23 protein-coding genes are annotated in these 25,122 nt (G+C 71.0%); 7 read left to right on the forward strand and 16 right to left on the reverse strand.

Translation table 11 applies throughout. The features are described 5' to 3' along the window. Positions 1-16 precede the first annotated feature (16 nt). Positions 17-1,417: an FAD-containing oxidoreductase gene (locus ACWTPI_RS17080; RefSeq protein WP_454732221.1), complete on the forward strand. Its 1,401-nt coding sequence runs from the start codon at positions 17-19 to the stop codon at positions 1,415-1,417. A gap of 65 nt (positions 1,418-1,482) precedes the next feature. Here ACWTPI_RS17080 and ACWTPI_RS17085 read toward each other — a convergent pair whose 3' ends face one another. Together ACWTPI_RS17085 and ACWTPI_RS17090 are read right to left on the reverse strand one after the other, a co-directional pair. Continuing rightward, the gene (locus ACWTPI_RS17085) at positions 1,483-1,731 is read right to left on the reverse strand and encodes a DUF6388 family protein (protein WP_020204274.1); all 249 of its coding nucleotides are present in this window, start codon (positions 1,729-1,731) and stop codon (positions 1,483-1,485) included. A gap of 81 nt (positions 1,732-1,812) precedes the next feature. Next, complete coding sequence (locus ACWTPI_RS17090; RefSeq protein WP_020204273.1) at positions 1,813-2,214, reverse strand: hypothetical protein; 402 nt, start codon at positions 2,212-2,214, stop codon at positions 1,813-1,815. A 340-nt stretch (positions 2,215-2,554) separates the two neighbouring features. Here ACWTPI_RS17090 and ACWTPI_RS17095 point away from each other — a divergent pair, with 340 nt between their 5' ends. Together ACWTPI_RS17095 and ACWTPI_RS17100 are read left to right on the forward strand one after the other, a co-directional pair. Next, positions 2,555-3,133, forward strand: a complete 579-nt coding sequence (locus ACWTPI_RS17095; RefSeq protein ID WP_029043872.1) for a BPSL1445 family SYLF domain-containing lipoprotein — start codon at positions 2,555-2,557, stop codon at positions 3,131-3,133. A gap of 166 nt (positions 3,134-3,299) precedes the next feature. Further along, positions 3,300-4,232, forward strand: coding sequence for a recombination-associated protein RdgC (locus ACWTPI_RS17100; protein ID WP_454732222.1), 933 nt, complete (start codon positions 3,300-3,302; stop codon positions 4,230-4,232). 99 nt (positions 4,233-4,331) lie between these two features. Here the strand turns inward: ACWTPI_RS17100 and ACWTPI_RS17105 are convergent, their stop codons facing one another. Next, complete coding sequence (locus ACWTPI_RS17105; protein WP_059413493.1) at positions 4,332-5,249, reverse strand: LysR family transcriptional regulator; 918 nt, start codon at positions 5,247-5,249, stop codon at positions 4,332-4,334. Positions 5,250-5,399: 150 nt separating this feature from the next. On the opposite strand from ACWTPI_RS17105, the gene ACWTPI_RS17110 reads away from it, so the two are divergent. Further along, positions 5,400-6,332, forward strand: a complete 933-nt coding sequence (locus tag ACWTPI_RS17110) for a DMT family transporter (RefSeq protein WP_020204269.1) — start codon at positions 5,400-5,402, stop codon at positions 6,330-6,332. Positions 6,333-6,379: 47 nt separating this feature from the next. Further along, entirely contained in the window at positions 6,380-6,706 is a 327-nt protein-coding gene (locus ACWTPI_RS17115) for a thioredoxin family protein (protein ID WP_020204268.1), read from the forward strand. A gap of 93 nt (positions 6,707-6,799) precedes the next feature. Here the strand turns inward: ACWTPI_RS17115 and ACWTPI_RS17120 are convergent, their stop codons facing one another. From ACWTPI_RS17120 to ACWTPI_RS17150, 7 genes are all read right to left on the reverse strand, one after another. Continuing rightward, positions 6,800-8,011 (reverse strand): ribonucleotide-diphosphate reductase subunit beta, encoded by a 1,212-nt coding sequence (locus tag ACWTPI_RS17120; protein ID WP_029043871.1) that lies wholly within the window; start codon positions 8,009-8,011, stop codon positions 6,800-6,802. Between the two features lie 75 nt (positions 8,012-8,086). Then, positions 8,087-11,029, reverse strand: coding sequence for a ribonucleoside-diphosphate reductase subunit alpha (locus tag ACWTPI_RS17125; protein WP_454732223.1), 2,943 nt, complete (start codon positions 11,027-11,029; stop codon positions 8,087-8,089). Positions 11,030-11,540: 511 nt separating this feature from the next. After that, positions 11,541-12,164: a 1,6-anhydro-N-acetylmuramyl-L-alanine amidase AmpD gene (gene ampD / locus ACWTPI_RS17130; RefSeq protein ID WP_454732224.1), complete on the reverse strand. Its 624-nt coding sequence runs from the start codon at positions 12,162-12,164 to the stop codon at positions 11,541-11,543. Beyond that, complete coding sequence (locus tag ACWTPI_RS17135) at positions 12,157-13,785, reverse strand: sigma-54-dependent transcriptional regulator (RefSeq protein WP_454732225.1); 1,629 nt, start codon at positions 13,783-13,785, stop codon at positions 12,157-12,159. Before ACWTPI_RS17135 ends, ampD begins: the two co-directional genes overlap by 8 nt. Before the next feature lie 35 nt (positions 13,786-13,820). After that, positions 13,821-15,884, reverse strand: coding sequence for a sensor histidine kinase (locus ACWTPI_RS17140; RefSeq protein ID WP_059413490.1), 2,064 nt, complete (start codon positions 15,882-15,884; stop codon positions 13,821-13,823). Further along, positions 15,881-16,156, reverse strand: a complete 276-nt coding sequence (locus tag ACWTPI_RS17145; protein ID WP_454732226.1) for a PP0621 family protein — start codon at positions 16,154-16,156, stop codon at positions 15,881-15,883. Before ACWTPI_RS17145 ends, ACWTPI_RS17140 begins: the two co-directional genes overlap by 4 nt. A gap of 7 nt (positions 16,157-16,163) precedes the next feature. Then, positions 16,164-17,093, reverse strand: coding sequence for a cytochrome C assembly family protein (locus tag ACWTPI_RS17150; RefSeq protein WP_454732227.1), 930 nt, complete (start codon positions 17,091-17,093; stop codon positions 16,164-16,166). Positions 17,094-17,254: 161 nt separating this feature from the next. Between ACWTPI_RS17150 and ffh the strand changes: the two genes are divergently transcribed. Then, the gene (ffh, locus tag ACWTPI_RS17155; RefSeq protein ID WP_020205803.1) at positions 17,255-18,649 is read left to right on the forward strand and encodes a signal recognition particle protein; all 1,395 of its coding nucleotides are present in this window, start codon (positions 17,255-17,257) and stop codon (positions 18,647-18,649) included. 83 nt (positions 18,650-18,732) lie between these two features. After that, on the forward strand, positions 18,733-19,275 hold the full coding sequence (locus tag ACWTPI_RS17160; RefSeq protein WP_020205802.1) for a hypoxanthine-guanine phosphoribosyltransferase: 543 nt from the start codon (positions 18,733-18,735) through the stop codon (positions 19,273-19,275). On the opposite strand, the gene ACWTPI_RS17165 is transcribed toward ACWTPI_RS17160, so the two are convergent. The 6 genes from ACWTPI_RS17165 to ACWTPI_RS17190 all read right to left on the reverse strand — a co-directional run bounded on the left by ACWTPI_RS17165 (position 19,259) and on the right by ACWTPI_RS17190 (position 25,074). Continuing rightward, a complete protein-coding gene (locus ACWTPI_RS17165) occupies positions 19,259-19,879 on the reverse strand; it encodes a LysE family translocator (protein WP_454732228.1) in 621 nt (206 codons plus the stop codon). The two genes, ACWTPI_RS17160 and ACWTPI_RS17165, sit on opposite strands and share 17 nt — an antisense overlap. A 146-nt stretch (positions 19,880-20,025) precedes the next feature. Then, on the reverse strand, positions 20,026-20,697 hold the full coding sequence (locus tag ACWTPI_RS17170) for a LysE family translocator (protein ID WP_454732229.1): 672 nt from the start codon (positions 20,695-20,697) through the stop codon (positions 20,026-20,028). Positions 20,698-20,782: 85 nt separating this feature from the next. Continuing rightward, positions 20,783-21,565 carry a helix-turn-helix transcriptional regulator gene (locus ACWTPI_RS17175; protein ID WP_020205799.1) on the reverse strand — a complete coding sequence of 261 codons (783 nt, stop codon included), beginning with the start codon at positions 21,563-21,565 and terminating at the stop codon, positions 20,783-20,785. A gap of 47 nt (positions 21,566-21,612) precedes the next feature. Continuing rightward, a complete protein-coding gene (locus ACWTPI_RS17180; protein ID WP_454732230.1) occupies positions 21,613-22,584 on the reverse strand; it encodes a 2OG-Fe(II) oxygenase in 972 nt (323 codons plus the stop codon). Continuing rightward, positions 22,581-23,348: a lytic transglycosylase domain-containing protein gene (locus tag ACWTPI_RS17185; protein ID WP_020205797.1), complete on the reverse strand. Its 768-nt coding sequence runs from the start codon at positions 23,346-23,348 to the stop codon at positions 22,581-22,583. The genes ACWTPI_RS17180 and ACWTPI_RS17185 overlap by 4 nt, the downstream gene beginning before the upstream one ends. A gap of 4 nt (positions 23,349-23,352) precedes the next feature. Continuing rightward, a complete protein-coding gene (locus ACWTPI_RS17190; protein ID WP_020205796.1) occupies positions 23,353-25,074 on the reverse strand; it encodes a proline--tRNA ligase in 1,722 nt (573 codons plus the stop codon). Positions 25,075-25,122: the final 48 nt, after the last annotated feature.

Consider the following 25,122-nt stretch of genomic DNA (forward strand, 5'->3'; position numbering starts at 1 on the left):
AGCCAAGGAAGCCGCCATGCCCATCGACTACGACGCCATCATCATCGGCTCCGGCCAGGCCGGCCCCTCGCTCGCCGCGCGCCTGGCCGCGGCCGGGCGCAAGGTGGCCGTGATCGAGCGCCGGGCCTTCGGCGGCACCTGCGTCAACGACGGCTGCACCCCGACCAAGGCGATGGTGGCCAGCGCATATGCCGCCCACCTGGCGCGGCGCGGCGCCGATTTCGGCGTGGCCGTGGGCGGCCCGGTCACGGTCGACATGGCGCGCGTCAAGGCGCGCAAGGACGGCATCGTCGCCCGCTCCAGCCACGGCGTGGAGGCCTGGATGCGCGGCCTGGAAAACGTCGCCGTCCATCTCGGCCACGCGCGCTTCGAGGGTCCCGACACCGTGCGCGTGGGCGAAGCCGTGCTGCGCGCGGGGCAGATCTTCATCAACGTGGGCGGGCGCGCCTCGGCCCCGCCGATGCCGGGGCTGGACCAGGTGGACTACCTCACCAACACCGGCATGATGCGGCTGGACGAACTGCCCGCGCACCTGCTGGTGGTGGGCGGCAGCTATATCGGGCTGGAGTTCGGCCAGATGTTCCGCCGTTTCGGCAGCGAAGTCACCATCGTGGAGCGCGGCCCGCGCCTGATCCCGCGCGAGGACGCGGACGTGTCGGAGGCGGTGCGCGGCATCCTCGCCGCCGAGGGCATCGGCCTGCGCCTGGACGCCGAATGCATCGCGCTGGCGCGGCGCGGCGAGCAGGTGGCGGTGACAATGGCCTGCGCGGACGGCGCGCCGGAGGTGGTGGGCTCCCACGTGCTGCTGGCCGTGGGCCGCCGCCCCAACACCGACGACCTGGGCCTGGAGCGCGCCGGCGTGGCCACCGACGCGCACGGCTATATCGAGGTGGACGACCAGTTGCGCACCAGCGTGCCGGGCATCTGGGCGCTGGGCGACTGCAACGGGCGCGGCGCCTTCACCCATACCGCCTACAACGACTTCGAGATCGTCGCCGCCAACCTGCTGGACGCGGCGCCCGGCGCGGCGCCGCGCACCGTGGGCGAGCGCATTGCGTGCTACGCGCTCTACACCGACCCGCCGCTGGGCCGCGCCGGCATGACCGAGCAGCAGGCGCGCGCGTCCGGCCGCCGCGTGCTGGTGGGCATGCGCCCGATGACGCGCGTGGCCCGCGCCGTGGAGAAAGGCGAGACGCAGGGCTTCATGAAGATCCTGGTCGATGCCGACAGCCGCGAAATCCTGGGCGCGGCGGTGCTGGGCGTGGGTGGCGACGAGGTCATCCACGGCGTGCTCGACACCATGTACGCGCGCGCGCCCTATACCGTGCTGCAGCGCGCCGTGCATGTCCATCCCACGGTGTCCGAGCTGGTGCCGACCATGCTCGGCGAGCTGCGCCCGCTGGCGCCGGCGGCCTGAAGGCGGTGGACCAAGGCTAACCTGTCGCTGGCGAGTGGTGATGCCGGACAGGCGCCGGCGGCGGCTCAGCGGCGCGGCGCCGGCGCCGCGCGCTCGCCCAGGTAGACCAGCAGCAGCTCGGCGGCGGTCATGCGCCGCTGCCGCGCCTCGCGGCCGATGGCGCGCTCGAGCTCGTCGCGCTGGAAGGCCTCCACGCTCATGCCGGCCGCGCGCGCGTGGCGCTCGGTGATGGCCTTGAGCAGCGACACCACCTCCGGGTTGTCGGCGAGGAAGCGCTCGTGGGCAAGCTGGAGGCGTTCGGGAGAGAGAGTCATCGGCAATGGCCGCAATGGCCGCAATGGAGTGAGGAAGGCATGCCCGCGCATTACACCACAGCGGCGGCGCGCCGGCCGCGGCTAGCGCAGGCCGGCGTTGTAGCGCTCCCGCTCGACATAGCGGACCAGGTAGGTGCGGGTCTTGGCCTCGGTGTCGCGGGAGAGGCGGTCGGCGGCCTGGCGCGCGCTGTCGTGGCCGTGCGAGGACACCATCTGCGCATCGAGGTAGTCGCGGAACGCGCCGCGCATGGCGTCGAGCCTGGACTGGCACGCCTTGAGCGCGGCGCCGGCGAGGTCCTGCGGCGAGCCGCGGCCGGGCAGGCCGGCGTCGGCCTGTTCCCGCGCGCAGTTGGTGTAGTCCGCGCGCAGTGACTGCCACTGCGCATTGGCCTGCTCCTGGGCCTGGGGATCGGCTGCGGGCGGGCGCGAAGCGCAGGCGGCGGCCAGCAGGGTGACGGGGATGAGGGCGAGAACGGATTTCATGCTTCATGGACCGGCGCGGCGCCGCGGGGTTCCTGCCCGCGCGGACAGGCGGCGGATGGATGGCGGGCAGGCGGCGAACGGGCCGCAAACTGCCGCCGCTTTGTAGGACGGTCCCGCCGCAAATTGCAGTTTCGTCCTACACCGCTTGCGCCGCTTGCCTTGTATATTTCTCCAGAAACGCAGAGGTTTGGACGGCACGCCGGGAAAAGCCAACGCCGCATGTTCGTGCGCGATTCACATTTCTACAAGTGCCGATTACGCCTATCCTTGAGCACGGGGAGTGCGCGGTTCGCTCCGGGGTATGGACGCAGTGTGAGGTAAAACAATCAGGAGAGTGAGTATGGAACGCAGATCGTTTCTGACGGCAGGGGCAGGACTGATAGTGGCTTCTTCGGGCTTGCTGGGCGCCTGCACCACCACGCCGAGCGCGCCCACCGACAAGGCGGCCAAGCGCCGCGAGATCGATGGCGGCGTGGATGGCGCCCTCAACAAGCTGTACGCCACGGCGGGCAGCTCGCGCCAGCTCGCCAACCGCGCGCGCGGCATCCTGGTGTTCCCCAACACGCTGTCGGCCGGCTTCGTGATCGGCGGCGAGTACGGCGACGGCGCGCTGCGCACCGGCGGCGCCACGCGCGGCTACTACCGCATCATCTCGGGTTCGGTGGGCTGGCAGATCGGCGCGCAGTCCAAGGCCATCATCCTGATGTTCATGACCCAGGACGCGCTCGACAAGTTCGTCAACAGCAGCGGCTGGACCGTGGGCGGCGACGCCACCGTGGCGCTGGCCACCATCGGCGCCAACGGCACCATCGACACCAACACCGCCCAGCAGCCGATCGTCGGCTTCGTCGTGACCAACGCCGGCCTGATGGCGGGCCTGTCGCTGGAAGGCTCGAAGATCAGCAAGCTCGACATCTGAGCCAGCGGCGCGGACGGGGCCGGGCTGCCACAGGGCAGTCCGGCCCCTTTGCTTTCCTGCGCGCCGCTTCCGCGTTGCCCCGCGGCGTCCCGCGCGGGCGCTTCACGCATTGTTACCGCATCGGTCACGCTAACCGGCTAGAATCGGTCCCTTTGGCCGAATTCCCATGTGGTTCAAAAACCTCCAGTTGCACCGCCTGTCCGCGCCGTGGACCCTTGCCGCCGACGAAGTCGAGGCCGGCCTCGCGCGCCACGCCTTCTTCCCGGGCACCAGCCTGGAAATGCAGACCCAGGGCTGGGCCTCGCCGCGTGAAAACGGCGCGCTGGTCCACCTGGTCGGCAAGCAGATGCTGCTGACCCTGCGCACCGAGAAGAAGCTCCTGCCCACCACCGTGGTCAACCAGGTCACCAAGGCGCGCGCCGCCGAGATCGAGGAGCAGCAGGGCTTCAAGCCCGGCCGCAAGCAGATGCGCGAGCTCAAGGAACAAATCACCGAGGAACTGCTGCCGCGCGCCTTCAGCATCCGCCGCGACACGCGCGTGTGGATCGACCCGGTCAACGGCTGGCTGGCCATCGACGCCGCCGCCCCGGCCAAGGCCGACGAAGTGCGCAGCCTGCTGTTCAAGTCGATCGACCCGCTGCCGCTGGAAACGCTGCAGGTCAACCTGTCGCCGGTGGCCGCCATGACCGAGTGGCTGTCCAGCGACACGGCGCCGGCCGGCTTCACCGTGGACCAGGAGATCGAGCTGCAGTCCAGCGCCGAGAGCAAGGCCACCGTGCGCTACGTGCGCCACCCGCTCGACCCCGAGGACCTGCGCCGCCACATCGCCGCCGGCAAGCGCTGCACGCGCCTGGCGATGACCTGGAACGACCGCGTCTCCTTCGTGCTGACCGAATCGCTGGCGGTCAAGCGCGTGGCCCCGCTGGACGTCATCAAGGAGCAGGCCGATCCGAGCGCGCGCGACGAGGACGAGCGCTTCGACGGCGACTTCGCCATGATGGCGGGCGAGCTGGCCGGCCTGCTGGCCGACCTGACCGCGGCGCTCGGCGGCGAGCGCAAGACCGCCGAGGCCGCCGGCAGCGAGCGCAAGGCCGCCTGAGGCGACGATCCGCCGGCGCGCGGCGCGGCAACGCCGCACGCGCGGCCGGCCGGGAAACCGCGGGGAAGCGCGGCGCGGGAAAGCTCGGGAAAGCGCGGCTCAGCCGGCCCCGAGGTGCGCGGCCAGGTAGTCGATCAGCACGCGCACCTTGGGCGGCAGGAAGCGGTTGGGCGGATACAGCAGCCACACCGGCCCGACGTAGGCGCGCGCCTGCAACTCCCAGTCGGCCAGCACGCGCACCAGCGTGCCATCGCGCAGCGCCCCGGCGGCGGCGAACTCCGGCAGCGCGGCGATGCCCAGGTCCTGCTGGGCGGCCTCCAGCCGCGCGCCGGCATGGTTGGCGATATAGCGCCCCCTCACCTCCACCGCATGGACCTGCCCGTCGCGGCGCAGGCGCCAGCGGTTGTCGTCGGCGGTCTCGCCGAGATAGAGGCAGTCGTGCCGCGCCAGCTCGCGCGGATGCGCGGGCGTGCCGCGCGCGCGCAGGTAGGCCGGCGACGCGCACAGCACCCAGCGCACCGCGCCGAGCCGCCGCCCCGCCAGCCCGGGAGGCGGCTGCCCGGTCAGCCGGATCACCAGATCGAGGTCGTGCTCGAGCGGATCGACCTCGTGGTCGGTGAACACCAGCCGCAGGTCGATGCCGTCGTGCGCGCGCAGGAAACCCGGCACGAGCGGATGGATCACCGTCTTGGCGAACGCGGTCGGCGCGCTCACGCTGACCGTGCCCTGCGGCCGCGCCGCCAGCTGGCCGGCGGCATCCACGGCGCCGGAGGCCGCGCTCACCATGTCGCGGCAATGGCGGTACACCTGCGCGCCCGACTCCGTCATGCGCAGCTTGCGCGTGGAGCGCTCCAGCAGGCGCGTGGCCAGCGCCTCCTCCAGCCGCTTGATCTGGCGGCTCACCGTCGACGGCGTGCTGCCCAGCTGGCGCGCGGCGAGCGAGAAATTGCCGGCGTCCACCACGCGCGCGAACACCGCCATGTCGGGCAGCAGGGCAAGGAAATCGGTCGGGTTCATCGGCACTCCGGCGCGGCGGCGGTGGCGGGCGGGTAGCGCCCGGATCTGTGCATCGGCGACATGAAAGCTGTGCACGTGGACCCAATTATCAGCGCCCGCGCAAAACCGGACAATGTCTCTTCCGCCCTTCCCGCCATCCCGGAACCGACCATGCCCACCCCGACCTCCTCCAGACGCCTGCTGATGCTGTCCGACCTCATGCTGCTCGCCGTCGCCATCGTGTGGGGCAGCAGCTACGGCGTGGTCAAGGGCGCGCTGGCCTTCTACCCGGTGCTGGGGCTGCTGGCCCTGCGCTTCGGCATCACCTTCGTGCTGCTCAGCCCGGCGCTGGCCGCGCTGCGCCACGCCGACCGCGCCGCCCTGCGCGGCGTGCTCGGCACCGGCGTGCTGCTGCTCGGCATCTTCCTGTGCGAGACCTTCGGCGTGCTGCTCACGCGCGCGGCCAACGCGGCCTTCCTCATCAGCCTGTGCGTGGTGCTCACGCCGCTGGTGGAATGGCTGCTGCTCAAGCGCCGCCCGGCGCGCCTCGAATGGGCCGCGGTGGCGCTCTCGCTGGCGGGCGCCTGGCTGCTGGCCGGCGACGGCGCGCTCGCCTTCAATCCCGGCGACGCGCTGATCCTGGCCGCCGCGGCGCTGCGCGCGCTGATCGTCTGCGCGACCAAGCGCGTCATGCGCGCCGCGCCGCTGCCGGCGCTGACGGTGACCGCGGTGCAGTCCGGCGTGGTGGCCGGCGGCAGCGCCGCGGTGGCGCTGGCGCTGATGCCGGCGCAGTGGCAGCCGCTGCCCGCGCTGGCCGGCCACGGCGCGTTCTGGGGCAGCGTGATCTACCTGGTGCTGGCCTGCACGCTGTTCGCCTTCTTCGCGCAGAACTACGCCATCCGGCGCAGCAGCCCCACGCGCGTGGCGCTGCTGATGGGCAGCGAGCCGGCCTTCGGCGCGCTGTTCGCCAGCCTCTGGCTGGGCGAGCGGATTTCCGCCACGGCCTGGGCCGGCGGCGGCCTGATCGTGGCGGCGTCGCTGCTGGCGACGGTGCGGTTCGGCAAGGCGGAGCCCGCGCTCGCCGCGCCGCCGGCACAGGCCTGAGCGCCATCGGCTAAGCTTGCCGCTACCACCGGCCAGGAGACGCCAGCATGACGATGACCGAGCAATATGCCGCGCACGAACCCGCGCGCGCCGAGATCGACGCCCTCCGCGGCCCCGCGCTGATCGAGTTCGGCGCGCCCTGGTGCGGCTACTGCCTGCGCGCCCAGCCGCACCTGGCGCGCGCGCTGCAGGCCTACCCCGGCGTGCGCCACGTCAAGATCGAGGACGGCAGCGGCCGGCCGCTGGGGCGCTCGTTCCGCGTCAGGCTGTGGCCCACGCTGGTGTTCCTGCGCGACGGCGCGGAAGTGGCGCGGCTGGTGCGCCCGGACGGCGCCGAGGCCATCGAGAAGGCGCTGCGGCAGATCGGCGGCTGACGGCCGCGCGCGGCCGGCGCGGACAAAAAAACCCCGCATGCCACAGGCATGCGGGGCTTGTCGGCAGTTGCCGGGCGACGGCCCGGCAGCGCCTCAGTCCCAGCTCAGCGCGCCGCCGGTCTGGTACTCGATCACGCGCGTCTCGAAGAAGTTGCGTTCCTTCTTCAGGTCGATCATCTCGCTCATCCACGGGAACGGGTTTTCCTCGTTCGGGAACATCTGCTCCAGGCCGATCTGCTGGCAGCGGCGGTTGCAGATGAAGCGCAGGTAGCCCTTGAACATCGGCGCGTTCAGGCCCAGCACGCCGCGCGGCATGGTGTCCTCGGCGTAGCGGTATTCCAGGTCCACGGCCTTCTTGAACAGTTCGGTGAGCTCGGCCTTGAACTCGGCGGTCCACAGGTGCGGGTTCTCGAGCTTGATCTGGTTGATCAGGTCGATGCCGAAATTGCAGTGCAGCGACTCGTCGCGCAGGATGTACTGGTACTGCTCGGCGGCGCCGGTCATCTTGTTCTGGCGGCCCATCGCCAGGATCTGCGTGAAGCCGACGTAGAAGAACAGGCCTTCCATGATGCAGGCGAACACGATCAGCGACTTGAGCAGCTTCTGGTCGTTCTCGGGCGTGCCGGTCTTGAACGACGGATCGGTCAGCGTGTCGATGAACGGGATCAGGAACTCGTCCTTGTCGCGGATCGACTGCACCTCGTGGTACGCATTGAAGATCTCGGCTTCGTTGAGGCCGAGCGACTCCACGATGTACTGGTAGGCGTGCGTGTGGATCGCTTCCTCGAAGGCCTGGCGCAGCAGGTACTGGCGGCATTCCGGCGCGGTGATCTGGCGGTAGGTGCCCAGCACGATGTTGTTGGCGGCCAGCGAGTCGGCGGTGACGAAGAAGCCGAGGTTGCGCTTGATGATGCGGCGCTCGTCCTCGGTCAGGCCGTTCGGGTCCTTCCACAGCGCGATGTCGCGCGACATGTTGATTTCCTGCGGCATCCAGTGGTTGGCGCAGCCGGCCAGGTATTTTTCCCAGGCCCACTTGTACTTGAACGGCACCAGCTGGTTGACGTCGGTCGAGCCGTTGATCACGCGCTTGTCGGCCACGTTGACGCGGCGGTCGCTCTGCACGGCGGCGGCGTTCGCATGGTTGCCGAGGATGCCCGCGCCGGCCGGCTGGGTGGCGGCGGGCGGCAGCACGCCTTGCTGGTCGGCGCCGAGGCCGGCTTGCAGGGCGGGTTGGGAAGCGGGTTGGGGAGCAGGCTGCGGTGCGGCCTGCGGAGTGGCTTGAACGTCGTCGTCCCAGCTCAGCATGATGTGGTTCTCCGTGAAATTCTTCAGTGGGCCGCACCCGCGGCCCACTCTGGGCTTACGGGGGCGGCTTTCAGCTTACTGGCAGGCTTCGCACTCTTCGAAGCCGGGGTCGCCCGGGCGCATCGTGCAGACCGCGCCTTCGGCTTCCGGCATGGCCGGCGCCGAGGCCGCCGCGCGGTCCAGGCCGGAGGCGGCCAGGCCGCCGTCGCTGCCCGACGACACGGCGTTGAGCGAGCCGCGCGACACGGTGGATTTCTCCACGTGCGTGGCCGCCATCGTGCGCAGGTAGTACGTGGTCTTCAGGCCGCGCAGCCAGGCTTGCTTGTAGGTGTCGTCCAGCTTCTTGCCCGAGGCGCCGGCCATGTAGATGTTCAGCGACTGGGCCTGGTCGATCCACTTCTGGCGGCGGCTGGCCGCTTCCACCAGCCAGCTCGGCTCGACTTCGAACGCGGTGGCGTAGATGTCGCGCAGGTCCTGCGGGATGCGGTCGATGCGCGACAGCGAGCCGTCGAAGTACTTCAGGTCGGCGACCATGACCTCGTCCCACAGGCCGCGCGCCTTGAGGTCGCGCACCAGGTAGTCGTTGACCACGGTGAACTCGCCCGACAGGTTGGACTTCACGTACAGGTTCTGGAAGGTCGGCTCGATGCAGGCCGACACGCCGATGATGTTCGAGATGGTCGCGGTCGGGGCGATCGCGATGCAGTTCGAGTTGCGCATGCCGTGCTGCTTGATGCGCGCGCGCAGGCCGGTCCAGTCCATCGACGAGGACATGTCGACTTCCAGGTAGCCGCCGCGCTCCTCGGCCAGCAGCTTGAGCGAGTCCTGCGGCAGGATGCCGCGGTCCCACAGCGAGCCGTCATAGCTGCTGTAGCGGCCGCGCTCCTCGGCCAGCTCGGTCGAGGCCAGGTAGGCGTAGTAGCACACCGCTTCCATCGAGGTGTCGGCGAACTTGACGGCCGCGTCGCTGGCGTACGGCAGGCGCAGCACGTGCAGGCAGTCCTGGAAGCCCATGATGCCCATGCCGACCGGACGGTGGCGCAGGTTGGAATTCTTGGCCTTGTCGACCGCGTAGTAGTTGATGTCGATCACGTTGTCGAGCATGCGCATGGCGGTGCGGATGGTCTTCTCGAGCTTGGCGTGGTCGAGCACCTGGGTGCCGTCGGCCTGCTGCTTCAGGTGCGCCACCAGGTTCACCGAACCCAGGTTGCACACGGCGATCTCGCTCTCGTTGGTGTTGAGCGTGATTTCCGTGCACAGGTTGGAGCTGTGCACCACGCCCACGTGCTGCTGCGGGCTGCGGATGTTGCACGGGTCCTTGAAGGTGATCCACGGGTGGCCGGTCTCGAACAGCATGCCCAGCATCTTGCGCCACAGCTGCATGGCGGGGATCTTCTTGAACAGCTTGAGCTCGCCGCTGGCGGCCTTGGCTTCGTAGCCGAGGTAGGCGGCCTCGAAGGCGCGGCCGACCTTGTCGTGCAGGTCCGGGCAGGTGGCCGGCGAGAACAGTGTCCATTCGCCGTTTTCCATCACGCGCTTCATGAACAGGTCGGGAATCCAGTTCGCCGTGTTCATGTCGTGGGTGCGGCGGCGGTCGTCGCCGGTGTTCTTGCGCAGCTCGAGGAATTCCTCGATGTCCAGGTGCCAGGTTTCCAGGTACGCGCACACCGCGCCCTTGCGCTTGCCGCCCTGGTTGACCGCCACGGCGGTGTCGTTGACCACCTTGAGGAACGGCACCACGCCCTGCGACTTGCCGTTGGTGCCCTTGATGTGCGAGCCGAGCGCGCGCACGTTGGTCCAGTCGTTGCCCAGGCCGCCGGCGAACTTGGACAGCAGCGCGTTTTCCTTGAGCGCCTCGTAGATGCCTTCGAGGTCGTCCGACACGGTGGTCAGGTAGCACGACGACAGCTGCGAGCGGCGCGTGCCCGCGTTGAACAGGGTCGGCGTGGACGACATGAAGTCGAACGACGACAGCAGCTGGTAGAACTCGATGGCGCGGCCTTCGCGGTCCTTCTCGCCCAGCGCCAGGCCCATCGCCACGCGCATGAAGAAGGCCTGCGGCATTTCGATGCGCGTCTCGTCGATGTGCAGGAAATAGCGGTCGTACAGGGTCTGCAGGCCGAGGTAGTTGAACTGGAAGTCGCGCTGGGCGTCCAGCGCGGCGCCCAGGCGGGCCAGGTCGAAGGTGGCCAGCTTTTCGTCGAGCAGCTCGGCTTCGATGCCGCGCGCGATGAACTTGGGGAAGTAGTCGGCGTAGCGCGACACCATCTCGGTCTGGGTCACTTCGGTGCCCAGGATTTCCTTGCGGATGGTGTGCAGCAGGATGCGCGCGGTGACCTGGCTGTAGGCCGGGTCCTTCTCGATCAGGGTACGCGCGGCCAGGATGGCCGAGTCGTAGACCTGGGTCATGGGCACGCCGTCGTACAGGTTCTTCAGCGTTTCCCGGAGGATCGGCTCGGCGCTGACGGCGTCGCCGAGGCCCGAGCAGGCGTTGTCGATCAGCGCGTGCAGCGAGCTCACGTCGAGCACGCGGGCCACGCCGCCGTCGCTCACGTTGAAGGTGGCGCCGCCTTCCTGCACGCGGGCAACCGCCTGGGCATTGGCCTGGGCGCGTTCCTGGGTGCGCTTCTCGCGGTACAGCACGTAGGAGCGGGCCACTTCATGCTCGCCCGAGCGCATCAGCGCCAGCTCGACGTGGTCCTGCACGTCCTCGATATGGAAGGTGCCGCCGCTCGGGCGGCTGCGCAGCAGCGCGCGCACCACGTTCTGGGTGACGAGCTCGACCACTTCGCGCACGCGCGCGGAAGCGGCGCCCTGCCCGCCGTTGACGGCCAGGAAGGCCTTGGTCACGGCCACCGAGATCTTGCTCGGCTCGAACGCCACCACGGCGCCGTTGCGGCGGATGATCTTGTAGTCCTGGTAGTTGCCAGCGCCGGCAGCAGCGGGGCTCGACTGCGGGTTGGCTGCGACACCGGCGGCGACGGCGCCGGTGGAAAATTCGTTCTGGGCTGTCTGCATGAGGAACTCCTGTTCTTACCCGTGTTTTATGAGTGACAAAGAGTCCCGAGCAAAAAACCGCAAGATGGAACGGCTCGCCCGGCCCTGACCGGCCGGGGCGAACTGCATTGCTGGATTCTGCTGGGACTCTTGTGACGCGCCAGTCCTCGGGCGGACCGCACGCTACGCGCTGTCGCGCCGCGGCGGTAACTGCACACCTAGGCTGGCTCCCCGAAAAGCACCACTAGATATAGTGGTCGATGCGAAAAACTGGACTAAGTATAGTGAAATGAAGCGGCTTGACCAGTCTTGACAAGCGCCTTTTTGAAGCGGAGCCGGTGGCGGCGGGGGCATGCGGTCCCGCACCAAACCCGCCAGCCCAAGAGACGCAAGGGATCCCGCCCGGCGGTACGTTACCGCACCATGAAAAGAAATTTTTTCGATTGCCCGGGCCGCTTCGATAGGGGCCGGACTTTATCAGGGTTTTCCCTTGCCCGCTCGATCCCCCCAGAACGCGCGGCGCGGGCTTGCCTCAGGGCCGCCCTTTGCGGTAGGGCAGCATCCCGGAAGCCAGGCCGGCGGCCGCCGCGAAGGCCGCCCAGTCGAAATGCGGGCCCGGATCGGTCTTGCGCCCCGGGGCGATGTCGCTGTGCCCGGCCAGCGCGCGCACCGGGTAGGCGGCGAGCAGCGCACGCACCAGCGCCGCGGCGGTGTGGTATTGCGCCAACGTGAACGGCTGGTCGTCGCTGCCTTCGATCTCGATGCCGATGGAAAAGTCGTTGCAGCGCGGCCGGCCGAGGAACTCGGACTGCCCCGCGTGCCACGCGCGGTCCAGGCAGGACACGAACTGCACCAGCTCGCCGGTGCGCGTCACCAGGAAATGCGCCGAGACACGCACCTCGTGGATGGTGGCGAAGAACGGATGGCGCGACGGGTCGAGCCGGTTCTGGAAGAAGGCCTCGATGTCGCCGCTGCCGAACTGGCCGGGCGGCAGGCTGATGTTGTGGATCACCACCAGGTCCACCGGCAGGCCGGCCGGGCGCGCGTCGAAGTTGGGCGACGGCACGCGGCGCGCGGCCGGCACCCAGCCCGCGGGGTCGGGGCGGAAGGCGGCCGGGGCGGAAGGCACGGCGCCGCCGTGGACGTGCTCAGGCATCGCGCCCTCCGTGGGCGGCGGCATCCAGGCCCTCGCCGCCGGCGTCGTCGGCGGCATCCTCGCGGCCTTCGCGGATGCCCAGCTGCTGGATGCGGTAGCGCAGCTGGCGGAAGCTCAGGCCCAGCAGCGGCGCCGCCGCGGTGCGGTTGAAGCCGGTCTGCTGCAGGGCCTGCAGGATGAGGTCGCGCTCGAGCGCTTCCAGGCGGCCGGGCAGGTCGATCGGGAAGGTGACGCGGCCGGCCTCGCCGGCGGCGTCGCCCGGCGCCGGTTCACCGTACCCGCCGTGTGCGTCGGGCGCCTCGGCGCGGCCGGCGTAGCGGGCGTCCGACGGGACGCCGGGCGCGGCGGCGGCCGGCGGCGGGCTGCCCGCGGGCGCGCCGGCGTAGGCGCCGCCGGGCGGCGCCGCGCCGGGCTCCAGCGGGCCGAGGTCGTCCACCTCGATGGCGTCGCCCTCGGCGAAGGCGTAGGCGCGCTCGAGCAGGTTCTCCAGTTCGCGCACGTTGCCCGGGAACGGATATTCCGCCAGGCGCTGCTGCGCCGCCGTCGACAGCCGCTTGGGGTGGCGGTCGCCGTAGCGCACCGCGAGGTGCTCCAGGATGGCGCCGGCCAGCACCGGCAGGTCCTCGCGCCGCTCGCGCAGCGTGGGCATGCGCAGCGCCAGCACGTTGAGCCGGTAGAACAGGTCCTGGCGGAACTGGCCGGCGGCCACCATCGCGGCCAGGTCCTTGTGGCTGGCGCACAGCACGCGCACGTCGACGTTTTCCTCGCGGCTCGCGCCGATCTTGCGCACGCGCCGCTCCTGCAGCACGCGCAGCAGCTTGACCTGCATGGCCAGCGGCAGGTCGGCCACCTCGTCGAGCAGCAGCGTGCCGCCGTGGGCGGCCTGGAAGAAGCCGCCGCGCTCGGCGTCGGCGCCGGTGAAGGCGCCCTTGACGTAGCCGAAGAACTCGGACTCCATCAGCGTCTCGGGAATGGCGCCGCAGTTGACCGCCACGAACGGGTGCGACGCGCGCGTGCTGATGGCGTGGATGGCGCGCGCCGCGCGCTCCTTGCCGCTGCCCGATTCGCCGCTGATGACGATCGGCGCCATGCTGCGCGCCAGCCGCGACAGCGAGCGGCGCACCTCGTGCATGGCCGCCGAATGCCCGGGCAGCAGGTTGAAGGCGCGGTCCGCGGTGCCGGCCGCGGCGCCGCCCTCACCGCCCTCGCTGCCGTCACCGCCCTCGGCCGGGTCGCGCTGCTGGCGCCCCAGCGCGTTGAGGATCAGGCTGCGCAGCTGGTCCAGCGAGACCGGCTTGGCGATGTAGTCGAAGGCGCCGGCCTTGAGCGCCTCGACCGCGTTGTCGGCGCTGCCGTAGGCGGTGATCACCGCCACCGGCACGCGCTCGGGCGCGCTCGAGAGCTGGCGCACGATGTCGATGCCCTGGCCGTCGCCGAGGCGCATGTCGGTCAGCACCAGGCTATAGCGGCGCGCCGCGAGCTGCGCGCGCGCCTCGGCCAGCGAGCCCGCCAGCACCACGTCGTGGCCCATGCGGCGGATCGAGATGTCGAGCAGTTCTCGCAGGTCGGCCTCGTCGTCGATGACGAGGATCGGATCTGGGCCTGGCGTCTTGAGGGACATGGGTCTGGCGCGGTGGTGAGGCGGGCGGGAAGCGGTCAGCCGCCGGCTTGGTCCGGCGCATGGATGCGCAGGGTCAGCACGAAGGCCTTGGCCGGCAGTGTATCGCGTGACGCCGGGGCCAGCATGCCGGTGCGCGCCAGCAGCGCGTCGAGCGAGATGGTGCCGTAGCGCACCTGGGCATCGTTGGCGCCGCACAGCTCGCGCGCCATGAACAGGCCCAGGCCGGTGCCCTGCGCGTTGCTGGTGAAGAACGGCTCGAACAGCGTGCGCTGGTGCTCGCGCGAGACCTCCACGCCGTCGTTCCACACGATCAGCTCGGCATGGTGCTGGTCCAGCGCGTGGGCCAGCAGGCGGATCGCGCCGGGCAGGCGGCTGCAGTAGCGCCATGCGTTGTCGAGCAGGTTGCCCAGCACCTGCTGCAGCTGCGACGAGTCGAAGATGACCGGGCGCGCCACGTCCACCGTGAGCCGCACCGCGTTGGCGTTGATCTCGGCCGGGCGCGGCATGCGGCTCGCGCCCATCGGGTCGTGGGTGGCGGAGCGCGCGCGCATCTCCAGCCGCCAGCGGTCGACGATCTCGGGCAGCGCCTGGTTCAGGTCCACCACGGTGCGCTCGGTGCGCGGGCGGCGCGACATCTGCAGCACGTCCGACACCACCTGGTCGAGCCGCTGCACGTTGTCGTGGATGATGCGCAGCAGGCGCGCGTCGATGTCGCCGTCGGGGCGCCCGCGCCCGGTCTCGGACAGCAGCTCGCTGGCCTGGCTGATGGCCGCCAGCGGATTGCGGATCTGGTGCGCCACGCTGGCGACCAGCCGGCCCATCGCCGCCAGCTTTTCCTGCTGCACCTGCTCGGCGATGCGCTCCCAGCTTTCGATGTGGACCAGCACGGTGTCGCGCATCTCGCTGCGCAGCAGGGCTTCGTCCTCGGGCCGCCAGGCCATCGCCTCGTTCTGGGCGATGGCCAGGCGCAGGCGCGCGGCCGCCTCGGGCGTGAGCTCGTTCCAGGTGGCGGTGTCCATCGCCTGCTGCGCGCTCAGCGACACCGACAGCGACGAGGCGAAGGTCGAGCGCAGGCTGGCCAGGCCCGGCAGCAGGAAGCGCAGGCGCAGGCGCGTGTGCAGGATCGGGCCGCGCCCCGACGACGGCCGCGACGGCAGCGGCAGCAACTGCAGGATGCGCGGCGCGTCGTCCTTGCTGCGCACCCAGTCGCGCAGCATCTCCATGAGCGGCTGCAGGCGCGGGATCTGGCGCAGGTCGAACAGCGCATCGCGCCCGGTGCCGGGCGTGGTGACGGCCTTGCCGCGCTCAGCCGGCTGCACGCCGAGCAGCACCACCGCGGCCGGGTTGGCGGCCACCACGGCGCCGTTGGCGCGCAGCAGCATGACGCCGTCCTGCATGTCGTTGACCATCAGCCGGTTGACCAGCTGCTGCAGGCGCAGCTCCTGCTCGCGCGCCAGCGCCAGGCGCTCCTGCGCGAGCTGGCGGTTGGCCAGCAGGTACATCAGCGAGGCCGCGATCATGAACACCAGGCCGTACAGCCCGGAGCCGAGCAGGCCGGCATCGGCCCGGTGCAGCAGCAGGGTCTGCGCGAACGGGCTGCTCATCACCACCAGCGCCGAGACCGCGGCGGTGGACAGCGCGAACAGCAGGCTGGTGAGCGCGCCGGCCTGCAGCGCCGGCAGCAGGAAGATCATGGCCATGCCTTCGCTGCGGTAGCCGTGGGCGTGGAAGATCAGGCCCAGCAGCAGCAGGTCGGCCAGCACCTGCATGTGCACGCGCAGGTGGAAGCCGCGCCGCCACCACAGCGCGGCGGCGGTCATGGCGAGCGCCATCAGCGCATAGGGCACCGCCAGCGGCAGCGCGGCCTGGGCCTGGCCGAGCGCCTGCGCCAGCCGCTCGGTCTCGCCGCGCTGCGCCGGCAGCCAGGCGTAGCCGAGCAGCAGCGCGGCCACGGCCAGGCGCGCCCAGCAGAAATAGCGCAGCAGGCGCCAGTGGAATTCAGGCGGCTCGGGCCGCCGCCACAGCGCGGCGACGGCGCCCCAGGCGCCGGAGCGGGCCGGCGGGCGCGACGGCGCGGGCGGTGGCGCGGCCCCCTTCATGTGGCGGGATTGTCCGCATCGCTGTCCGGCGGCAGATGCGCGCGCCGGCAATAGTGCAGGCCGCGGTAGGCGATGGCCTCGCCGCGCGGCAGGTGCACGGCGCAGCGCGCGCATTGCACCATCGGCTCCTGCGGCGCGGGCTGCGGTTGGGATTGGGGGCGGGGCCGGGGCGGGCGCGCGTCGCGCTCGCCGGCCTGGCGCGCCTCGGCGCGCTGGCGCAGCCACCAGAAGAAGCCCAGCAACACGGCCAGGACGAGGACGATGCGTGCCATGCGGGACTCAGAACCGGTGCAGGATGACTTCGATGACGAAGCGGCTGCCCACGTAGGCCAGCAGCAGGATGCCGAACGACGCGATCACCCAGCGCAAGGCCGTGCGCCCGCGCCAGCCGTAGAAGCTGCGCCCGGCCAGGATGCCGGCGAACATCAGCCACGACAGCAGCGCGAACACGGTCTTGTGGTCCAGCCGGAACGCGCGCCCGAACAGCTGCTCGGAGAACAGCAGGCCCGACAGGATGGTCAGGGTCAGCAGCACGAACCCCGCGCCGATCAGGCGGAACAGCAGCTTCTCCAGCGTCAGCAGCGGCGGCAGCAGGTCCAGCCAGCGGCCCACCCACTGCGCCGGCGCCGCGCTGGCGCCGGCCTGCGGCGAGCGGTTGAAGCCGTGCAGGCGGCGCTCGGCCAGCAGCATCAGGAAGGCGTGGAAGGCGGCCAGCGTGAACAGCCCGTAGGCCACGTTGGCGATGACGAAGTGCAGCTTGAACAGCGGCGCGGCGGCGTAGCCGAGGATCTGCGCGCCGGGGAAGGCCAGCGGGATCAGGCTGGCCAGCAGCGCCACCGGGAACACGATCAGCCCGAGCCCGGCCAGCGAGAAGAAGAAGCTCTCGATCCAGTAGATGCCCACGCCCAGCCACAGCATGGCCGACAGCGCGAAGGCGAAGCCGAACATCATGCGGTCGGCCGGGAAGATGGTCTCGTGCAGCAGCAGGCCGTGGCTGGCCAGCGCGGCCAGCATCAGCACATGCCACCAGGCCGGGCGCCCCTCGCCGCGCGTGCCGCCGCCGCCCTGCAGCAGCACGGTGGCGGTGGTGCCGCCGGCGCCGGCGCCGGCGGCACCGGCAGCCGCGAGCTGCGGATTGCGCGTCGCCCAGCCGTGAAAGGCCAGGCCGCAGTAGAGAAGTGCCGTCAAGGCATACAGTACAATGGCCATTTGCACAGTTTACCCTAGCGCCCCCGCCCCGGTGGCGCCGCGCTCGAGCCGCCCCCGAGCCGCGCGTGAGCCTGGCCCCGGAACCTGCGCCCGGCCTCGCGAGACGCCGGCCCGGTGCCGCCCGGGCCCCCAAACAAGCCCTACCCCCGGACTTCTCTGCCATGCTGGACAATCTCACTCAACGCCTGGCGCGGGTCGTCAAGACCATGCGCGGCGAGGCTCGCCTGACCGAAGCCAATACCGCCGAAATGCTGCGCGAGGTGCGCCTGGCCATGCTCGAGGCCGACGTGGCCCTGCCGGTGGTGCGCGAATTCATCGCCCGCGTGAAGGAAAAGGCGCTGGGCGAGGACGTGGTGTCCAGCCTCACCCCCGGCCAGGCGCTGGTGGGCGTGGTGCAGCGCGAGCTGACCGCCGTCATCGGCGGCGAGGAAAGCCTCACCGCCGGCGACAAGAGCGGCGAGCTGAACCTGGCCGTGCAGCCGCCCGCCATCATCCTGATGGCCGGCCTGCAGGGCGCCGGCAAGACCACCACCGTGGGCAAGCTGGCCAAGTGGCTCAAGGAAAACAAGAAGAAGAAAGTGCTGACGGTGTCGTGCGACGTGTACCGCCCCGCCGCCATCGCCCAGCTCAAGACCGTGTCCGAGCAGGTCGGCGCCGACTTCTTCCCCTCCCAGCCGGACCAGAAGCCGGTGGACATCGCCCGCGCGGCGGTGGACTGGGCGCGCAAGCACTACCACGACGTGCTGATCGTCGACACGGCCGGGCGCCTGGGCATCGACGAGGCGATGATGCAGGAGATCGCCGCGCTGCACGCCGAGCTCAAGCCCGCCGAGACCCTGTTCGTGGTCGACGCCATGCTGGGCCAGGACGCGGTCAACACCGCGCGCGCGTTCCACGACGCGCTGCCGCTGACCGGCGTGGTGCTGACCAAGCTCGACGGCGATGCGCGCGGCGGCGCGGCGCTGTCGGTGCGCCACATCACCGGCCGGCCGATCAAGTTCGTCGGCGTGGGCGAGAAGCTCGACGGCCTCGAGCCGTTCTACCCCGAGCGCATGGCCCAGCGCATCCTGGGCATGGGCGACATCCTCGCGCTGGTCGAGGAAGCCCAGCGCGGCGTGGACATGGAAGCGGCCGAGAAGCTGGCCAAGAAGATCAAGAAGACCGGCGGCTTCGACCTCGAGGACTTCAAGACCCAGATCGGCCAGATGAAGAAGATGGGCGGCCTGGGCAGCCTGGTGGACAAGCTGCCGGCGCAGTTCGCCCAGCAGGCCCAGGGCGCCAACATGGACGTGGCGGAAAAGCAGGTGCGCCGCATGGAAGGCATCATCAACAGCATGACCGCCGCCGAGCGCGCCAAGCCCGAGCTGATCAAGGCCAGCCGCAAGCGCCGCATCGCGGCCGGCGCCGGCGTGCCGGTGCAGGAGGTCAACCGCCTGCTCAACCAGTTCGACCAGATGCAGGGCATGATGAAGAAGCTCAAGGGCGGCGGCATGATGAAGATGATGCGCTCGATGGGCGCCATGAAGGGCGGCATGAAAGGCCTCTTCAACCGCTGAGCCAAACCCGGGCCGACCGCCGGGACCATCGCAAGGCCCCCGCGCGGCCACCGACAAAGACAGTCTGAGACAGGATCGACATCATGATGAGCGCCGAACAGGCCCGCGAGCTGTGGGCCAACTCCGAGGAAATCGTCAGCGCGCAGGCGGTGCAGGACTCGCTGGACCGCATGGCCGCCGAGATCACGGCCAAGATGGGCGACACCTTCCCGCTGGTGCTGTCCGTGATGGGCGGCGCGGTGGTCTTCACCGGCATGCTGCTGCCCAAGCTGGCGTTCCCGCTGGAATTCGACTACATCCACCTCTCGCGCTACAACAACAAGACCGTGGGCGGCGAGATGCAGTGGCGCGTGGCGCCGCGCGAGTCCGTCAAGGACCGCACGGTGCTGGTGCTCGACGACATCCTCGACGAAGGCGAGACGATGGCGGCGATCCGCCAGCGCATCCTGGACATGGGCGCCACCGGCGTCTACGCCGCGGTGCTGTGCGAGAAGGTGCTGCAAAAGCCCAAGCCCATGCACCCGGACTTCTGCGGCTTCACGGTGCCGGAGCGCTACGTCTTCGGCTGCGGCATGGACGCGCACGGCTACTGGCGCAACCTGCCCGCGATCAGGGCCTTGCGCTGAGGATCGGCCACAGCGAGGCCAGCAGCAGCAGCGCCATCGCCACGTTGAACACGCGCAGCACGCGCGGCTGCGCCAGCCAGCGCCGCAGCGCCGCGCCGAACACCGCCCACATCGCCACGCTGGGCAGGTTGATCACCGCGAACACCCCGGCCAGCAGCAGCACGTTGAACCACACGTTGCCGTGCAGCACGTAGGTGCTGCACGCGCCCACCGCCATCACCCACGCCTTCGGGTTGACCCACTGGAACGCCGCGGCCGGCAGGAAGCCCATCGGCTGCGCCACCTGGCGCTCCTGCACGCCGCCCGAGCTGGCCAGCTGCCACGCCAGCCAGGCGAGATAAAGCGCCGCCACCACGCGCAGCACCGTCCAGGTCCACGGCAGCGCGGCGAACAGCGAGCCCAGCCCGAGCCCGACCACCGCCACCATCACGGCGAAGCCCAGGCTGATGCCGAGGATGTGCGGCACCGTGCGCGCAAAGCCGAAATTGACGCCCGAGGCGAGCACCATCGTGTTGTTGGGGCCGGGCGTGATCGACGACACGAGGGCGAACGCAGAGAACGCGGCGAACACGCCGGATCCGGCAACGAGCTGGGGAACTGCCATGACTGACTCCATCGGGGGCGGACAACGAGGCGGCCCAGTCTAGCCGAGCACGCCAGTACAGTACCGGTACGGTCAGCCGGAAAACTGGCGGTACGGCCTTCGCCAGTCGCGGCCCGCGCGGCGGGCCGGCACCCGCGACGCGCCGCCTAGGATCGCCCTGCCTGCAACGCGGTTGCCGCCACCCACAGCGCGATGCCCCACAACACCAGCCCGGTGACGCGCTCCACGCCGCGCACCGAACGCGCGAAGCGCGCGCGCACCGGCGGCAGGCGCACGCCCCAGGCCACCAGCAGGTCCCAGCCGAAGACCACGGCAAACATCCACAGGCCGTAGCCGAGCTGCGCCGCGGCCGGCGTGCGGCGGCCGGCCAGCACCGAGAACAGGCTGGCGTAGAACAGCGCGTTCTTCGGGTTGAGCACGGCCGACAGGAAGCCGGCGACGAGCTGCGCCGCGCAGCCGCCGCCGCCGCCGCCGCCGTCGTTGTCGCTCTCGTCGCTCTCGCCGGGCAGCGCGGTTTCCCCGCTGGCCGACAGCAGGCGCCAGCCCAGCCACGCCAGGTACAGGCAGCCGCCCCACTGCAGCAGCGCCAGCACGCCGTGGCTGGCGCGCGTGGCGGCCAGCCCGGCCAGCGCGGCGCCGATGAACACCCCGTTGCCGAGCGCGATGCCCAGGCAGACGGCGGCGGCGCGGCGCGCGCCGAGCACCAGCGAGCTGCGCACCACCAGGAAGAAGTCGGGCCCCGGGCTGAGCAGCGCGAGGAAATGCGCGCCCGCCACCATGGCGAATTGGCCGAAGCCGGATGCCGCGAATGAGTCCATGCCAGTCCTTTCGTGTCGAGCACGAAGTCTGGCCGGCGCGGCGGGCGGCGGTATTGGAGAAAATTGCGGCGCACGGCCGCGCGGCTCAGCCGGCGCGGCGCTGGAACCCGCGCGGCGTGAGCGCGACGCGCTGCTTGAAGGCGCGCTGGAAATGGCTCTGGTCGGAGAAGCCCAGGTCCTGGGCGACGTCGGCCGGGGCGCCGCCCGCGCGCAGCAGATGGCGCGCATGGTTGATGCGCAGGTCGAGCTGGTAGGCGTGCGGCGTCATGCCGGTCTCGGCGCGGAACGCGCGGATCAGCTGGTAGCGGCTCATGCCGGCGGCGCGCGCCATCTCGGCCAGCGGCAGCGGCTCGGCATGGCGCTCGCGCAGCGTCGCCACGACGCGGGCGAGCCGCGCGCGGCCGGCCGGCGGGCGCGGCGCGCGCACGGTCTGGCGCGGGTCCGCGCCGCCCAGCAGCGCGGCGAGGAAGGCGGCCAGCGCGGCCGCCTTGCGCGCGCACGGCGCCGCCGAGAACAGCAGGCGGTTGAGCGCGCACAGCGCAGCGTAGGTGTCGGCCGCGCTGGTGATGCGCACGCGCGCGAGCGCGGCCGGCGCCGCCGCGCCGCGCGCGGCCAGCGCCGCGGCCGCCCACGCCGCGTCGACATGCAGCATCTGGTAGCTCCAGCGCCGGTCCGGCTCCGGGTTGCATGCGTGCACCTGCCCGGCGGGGATCACCACCACGTCGCCGGGCGACAGCCGCACCGCGCCGGCTTCGGTGCTGAACAGGCTGTGGCCGCCGTCGACCGCGCCCACCGACAGCGTGGGATGGGTGTGCGGCAGATAGGCCGCGCCGCTGTCGCTGGCGCAGCGGCTCTCGACGAAGGGCATGGCCGGGTCGAACCAATAGCGACCGGGCCGGCCCGGCTGGACGGGCGTCATCCGGTGCGGTAGGGCCGCTCGCGCAGCCACTTGGTGGCGATCCATTTCTCGCCCTGCTCGACCGGCAGGCCGGCGTGCAGCGTGCGTTCGTCGAGCGTGCCGTCGGACTTGCGGTAGCTGAAATAGACCGCGTTGCCCTTGACCGGCGCCACTTCGAGGCCGAGCTTGGGAAAGGCGGTGGCGCCGCCGGCCGGCGGGCTGTTGAGGTAGATCACCACGGTGGCCACGCGCTGCCCGCCCACGCGGAGCTGGCGCGCCTCGCCGGGGCGCAGCGGATTGAAGAAATCGTAGTGCGGCTGGTATTCGCCGCCGGGCTTGTAGTTGAGGATCTGCAGGCCCTCGCCGCGGTCGGCGGCGATGCCGGTGACGCTGGCGATGCAGTCCTCGATGCGCTCGATCAGCGGATGCTCGCCGACCTGGAACATCGCGCCCATGCTGGTGCGCGCGTCGATCAGGTTCTCGTCGCCGGTGTCCGGGTTGATGACCGGCGAGCGCGCCAGGCGGCCGCGCGCGAGCGCCACCAGGGCGTCGCACTCGTCGCCGGTCAGCAGTTGCTGGAACAGCACCACGCGCGGCGCGGCCAGCGCGAACAGGATGGGGATGTCGCGCCCGGCATGGTGCGCGGCGTTGCGCGCCGGGAAGCCGGTGGCGTGGCCGCGCGCCGTGGCGGGCGACGCCGGGCCGCCGGCATCTCCGATGTTGGCGGCACCGGCAGGGTTCGCGGCACCGCCGCCGCCCGCGTCGGCCTCATCGCCCTCGGCCGGGCCGCGCATGGCGGCCAGCGCCGCGCCGACCGTGGCGCGCGCGAAGCCGGCGTCGTAGCCCGACTGGCACATCGACTGCACCAGCGCCTCGGCGTTGAAGCCCTGCCCGATATGGCGCCGCAGCCAGCGCTCCAGGTCCGGCGAGGAACTGGCGTAGCCGGCCTTGCCGGAACCGCCGCCTGCGGGGCCGCCGGGCGTGCTCATGAGGGATTGGCCAGCCGCTGCGGCGAGAACGGGTTGCGCGACGGCGCCTCGGGCGGCAGCACGCGCGCGCGCGCGGCGGCGGGATCGGGGTCGCCGGCCACCGTGACGCTGGCCTCGGAATACTGCCAGCGCTTCCACGCCGCCAGCACCGCGTTGGGATACTCGGGCCGGCCGCGGCTGCCGTTGTAGCGCCCCAGCGCCAGGAACAGGTCGCCCTGCTCGCGGTCCAGGTAGTAGCGCAGGATGGTGCAGCCGTAGCGCAGGTTGCTCTGCAGGTGGAACAGCTTGCGCGCGTCGCCGTCGCCGATGCTGCGCGACCAGAACGGCATCACCTGCATCAGGCCGCGCGCGCCGGCGCCGCTGATGGCGTACTTGCGGAAATTGCTCTCGACCTGCACCAGCCCGAGCACCAGCGCGGGCTCCAGGCCGGCGCGCTTGGCCTCGTAGTAGGCGGTCTCGATCAGCTCGATGCGCACCTGCGGCTCGGGGATGCGCGCGGCCAGCCGGTGCGACATCTCCTCCAGCCATTTCACGTAGGCGAGCTGCTCGCCGCCGGTGGCGAAGGCCGGGCGCAGCGGCCGGCTGTCCGCGATGGCGGCGGCCAGCGCACCGCGCACGGAATCGGCGAGGTCTTCTTCCTTCTGCGCGCCCGCGTGCGCGGCCGCGCTCAGCGCCAGCAGCAGGCCAGCGCCGGCGCGCGCCAGGCGCGCGCCCAGGCTCAGGCGGTGGCGGCTTGCACCGGCGCGTCTGCCCGCGGCGCGCATGGGCTCAGGCGGTCAGCAGGCCGCGCACATGGCCGACCACGTCGGCCACCGGCAGTTGCGTGGCCTCGGCATCGCGCCGGCCCTGGTACTCCACGCGGCCTTCCTTGAGGCCGCGGTCGCCCACCACCACGCGATGCGGCACGCCGATCAGCTCCCAGTCGGCGAACATCGCGCCGGGGCGCTCGCCGCGGTCGTCCAGGATCACGTCGACGCCGGCCGCCAGCAGCTCGGCGTGGATGCGGTCGGCCTCGGCCTTGACCGCTTCCGAGCGGTCGTAGCCGACCGGGCAGATCACCACCGCGAACGGGGCGATGGCCGCCGGCCAGATGATGCCGCGCTCGTCGAAGTTCTGCTCGATGGCGGCGCCCAGGATGCGCGTGACGCCGATGCCGTAGCAGCCCATCTGCATGGGCTGGGTCTTGCCGTTCTCGTCGAGGAAGGTGGCGCCCATCGACTCCGAATAGCGCGTGCCGAGCATGAACACGTGGCCCACCTCGATGCCGCGGCAGATTTCCAGCACGCCCTTGCCGTCCGGCGAGGCGTCGCCCGCCACCACGTTGCGCAGGTCGGCCACGGCCGGCTCGGGCAGGTCGCGGCCCCAGTTCACGCCGGTCAGGTGGTAGTCCTTCTGGTTGGCGCCGCAGACGAAGTCACTCATGTTGGCCACGGTGCGGTCGGCCACCACCTTGACGGGCTTCTTCGTGCCGATCGGGCCCAGGTAGCCGGGCGGCGTGCCGAAGGTCTCGACGATCTCGGCCTCGCTGGCGAAGCGGAACTCGGCCAGGCCGGGCACCTTGGAGGCCTTGACCTCGTTGAGCTCGTGGTCGCCGCGCAGCAGCAGCAGCCAGATCTGCGCGCCGGCCTCGCCGTCGGTGGCCAGCACGATCGACTTGACCGTGCGCGCCAGCGGGATGCCCAGCAGCTCGGCGACCTGCTCGCACTTGGCCTTGCCCGGCGTGGGCGTGTTCACCAGCGCCTCGGCCGGCGCGGCGCGCCCGGCCAGCAGCGGCAGGGCTTCGGCCGCCTCCATGTTGGCGGCGTAGTCCGAGGTCGGGCAATAGACGATGGCGTCCTCGCCGGTATCGGCGATCACGTGGAACTCGTGCGAACCCGAGCCGCCGATGGCGCCGTTGTCCGCCGCCACGGCGCGGAATTCCAGGCCGAAACGCTCGAAGATGCGCACGTAGGCGTTGAACATCTTGTCGTAGGACACCTTGAGGCCGGCCACGTCGCGGTCGAACGAGTAGGCGTCCTTCATGGTGAACTCGCGCCCGCGCATGATGCCGAAGCGCGGCCGGCGCTCGTCGCGGAACTTGGTCTGGATCTGGTAGAAATTGACCGGCAGCTGCTTGTAGCTGCGGATTTCGCTGCGGGCGATGTCGGTGACGACCTCCTCGGAGGTCGGCTGCACGGCGAAGTCGCGCTCGTGGCGGTCCTTCAGGCGCAGCAGCTCGGGGCCCATCTTGTCCCAGCGGCCGGTTTCCTGCCACAGCTCGGCGGGCTGGATCACCGGCATCGACAGCTCGACCGCGCCGGCACGGTTCATTTCCTCGCGCACGATGTTTTCCACCTTGCGGATGACCCGCAGGCCCACCGGCATGTAGTTGTAGATGCCGGCGCCGAGCTTCTTGATCATGCCGGCGCGCGTCATCAGCTTGTGCGAGACGATTTCCGCGTCGGAAGGGGCTTCCTTGAGGGTGGAAATGAAGAATTGCGAGGCTTTCATCCGTTGCTTTCTCGTAAGGCCATGCCCGTCCCGCGGAGCGCGGGCGGG

It is taken from the genome of Cupriavidus ulmosensis (assembly GCF_977008105.1).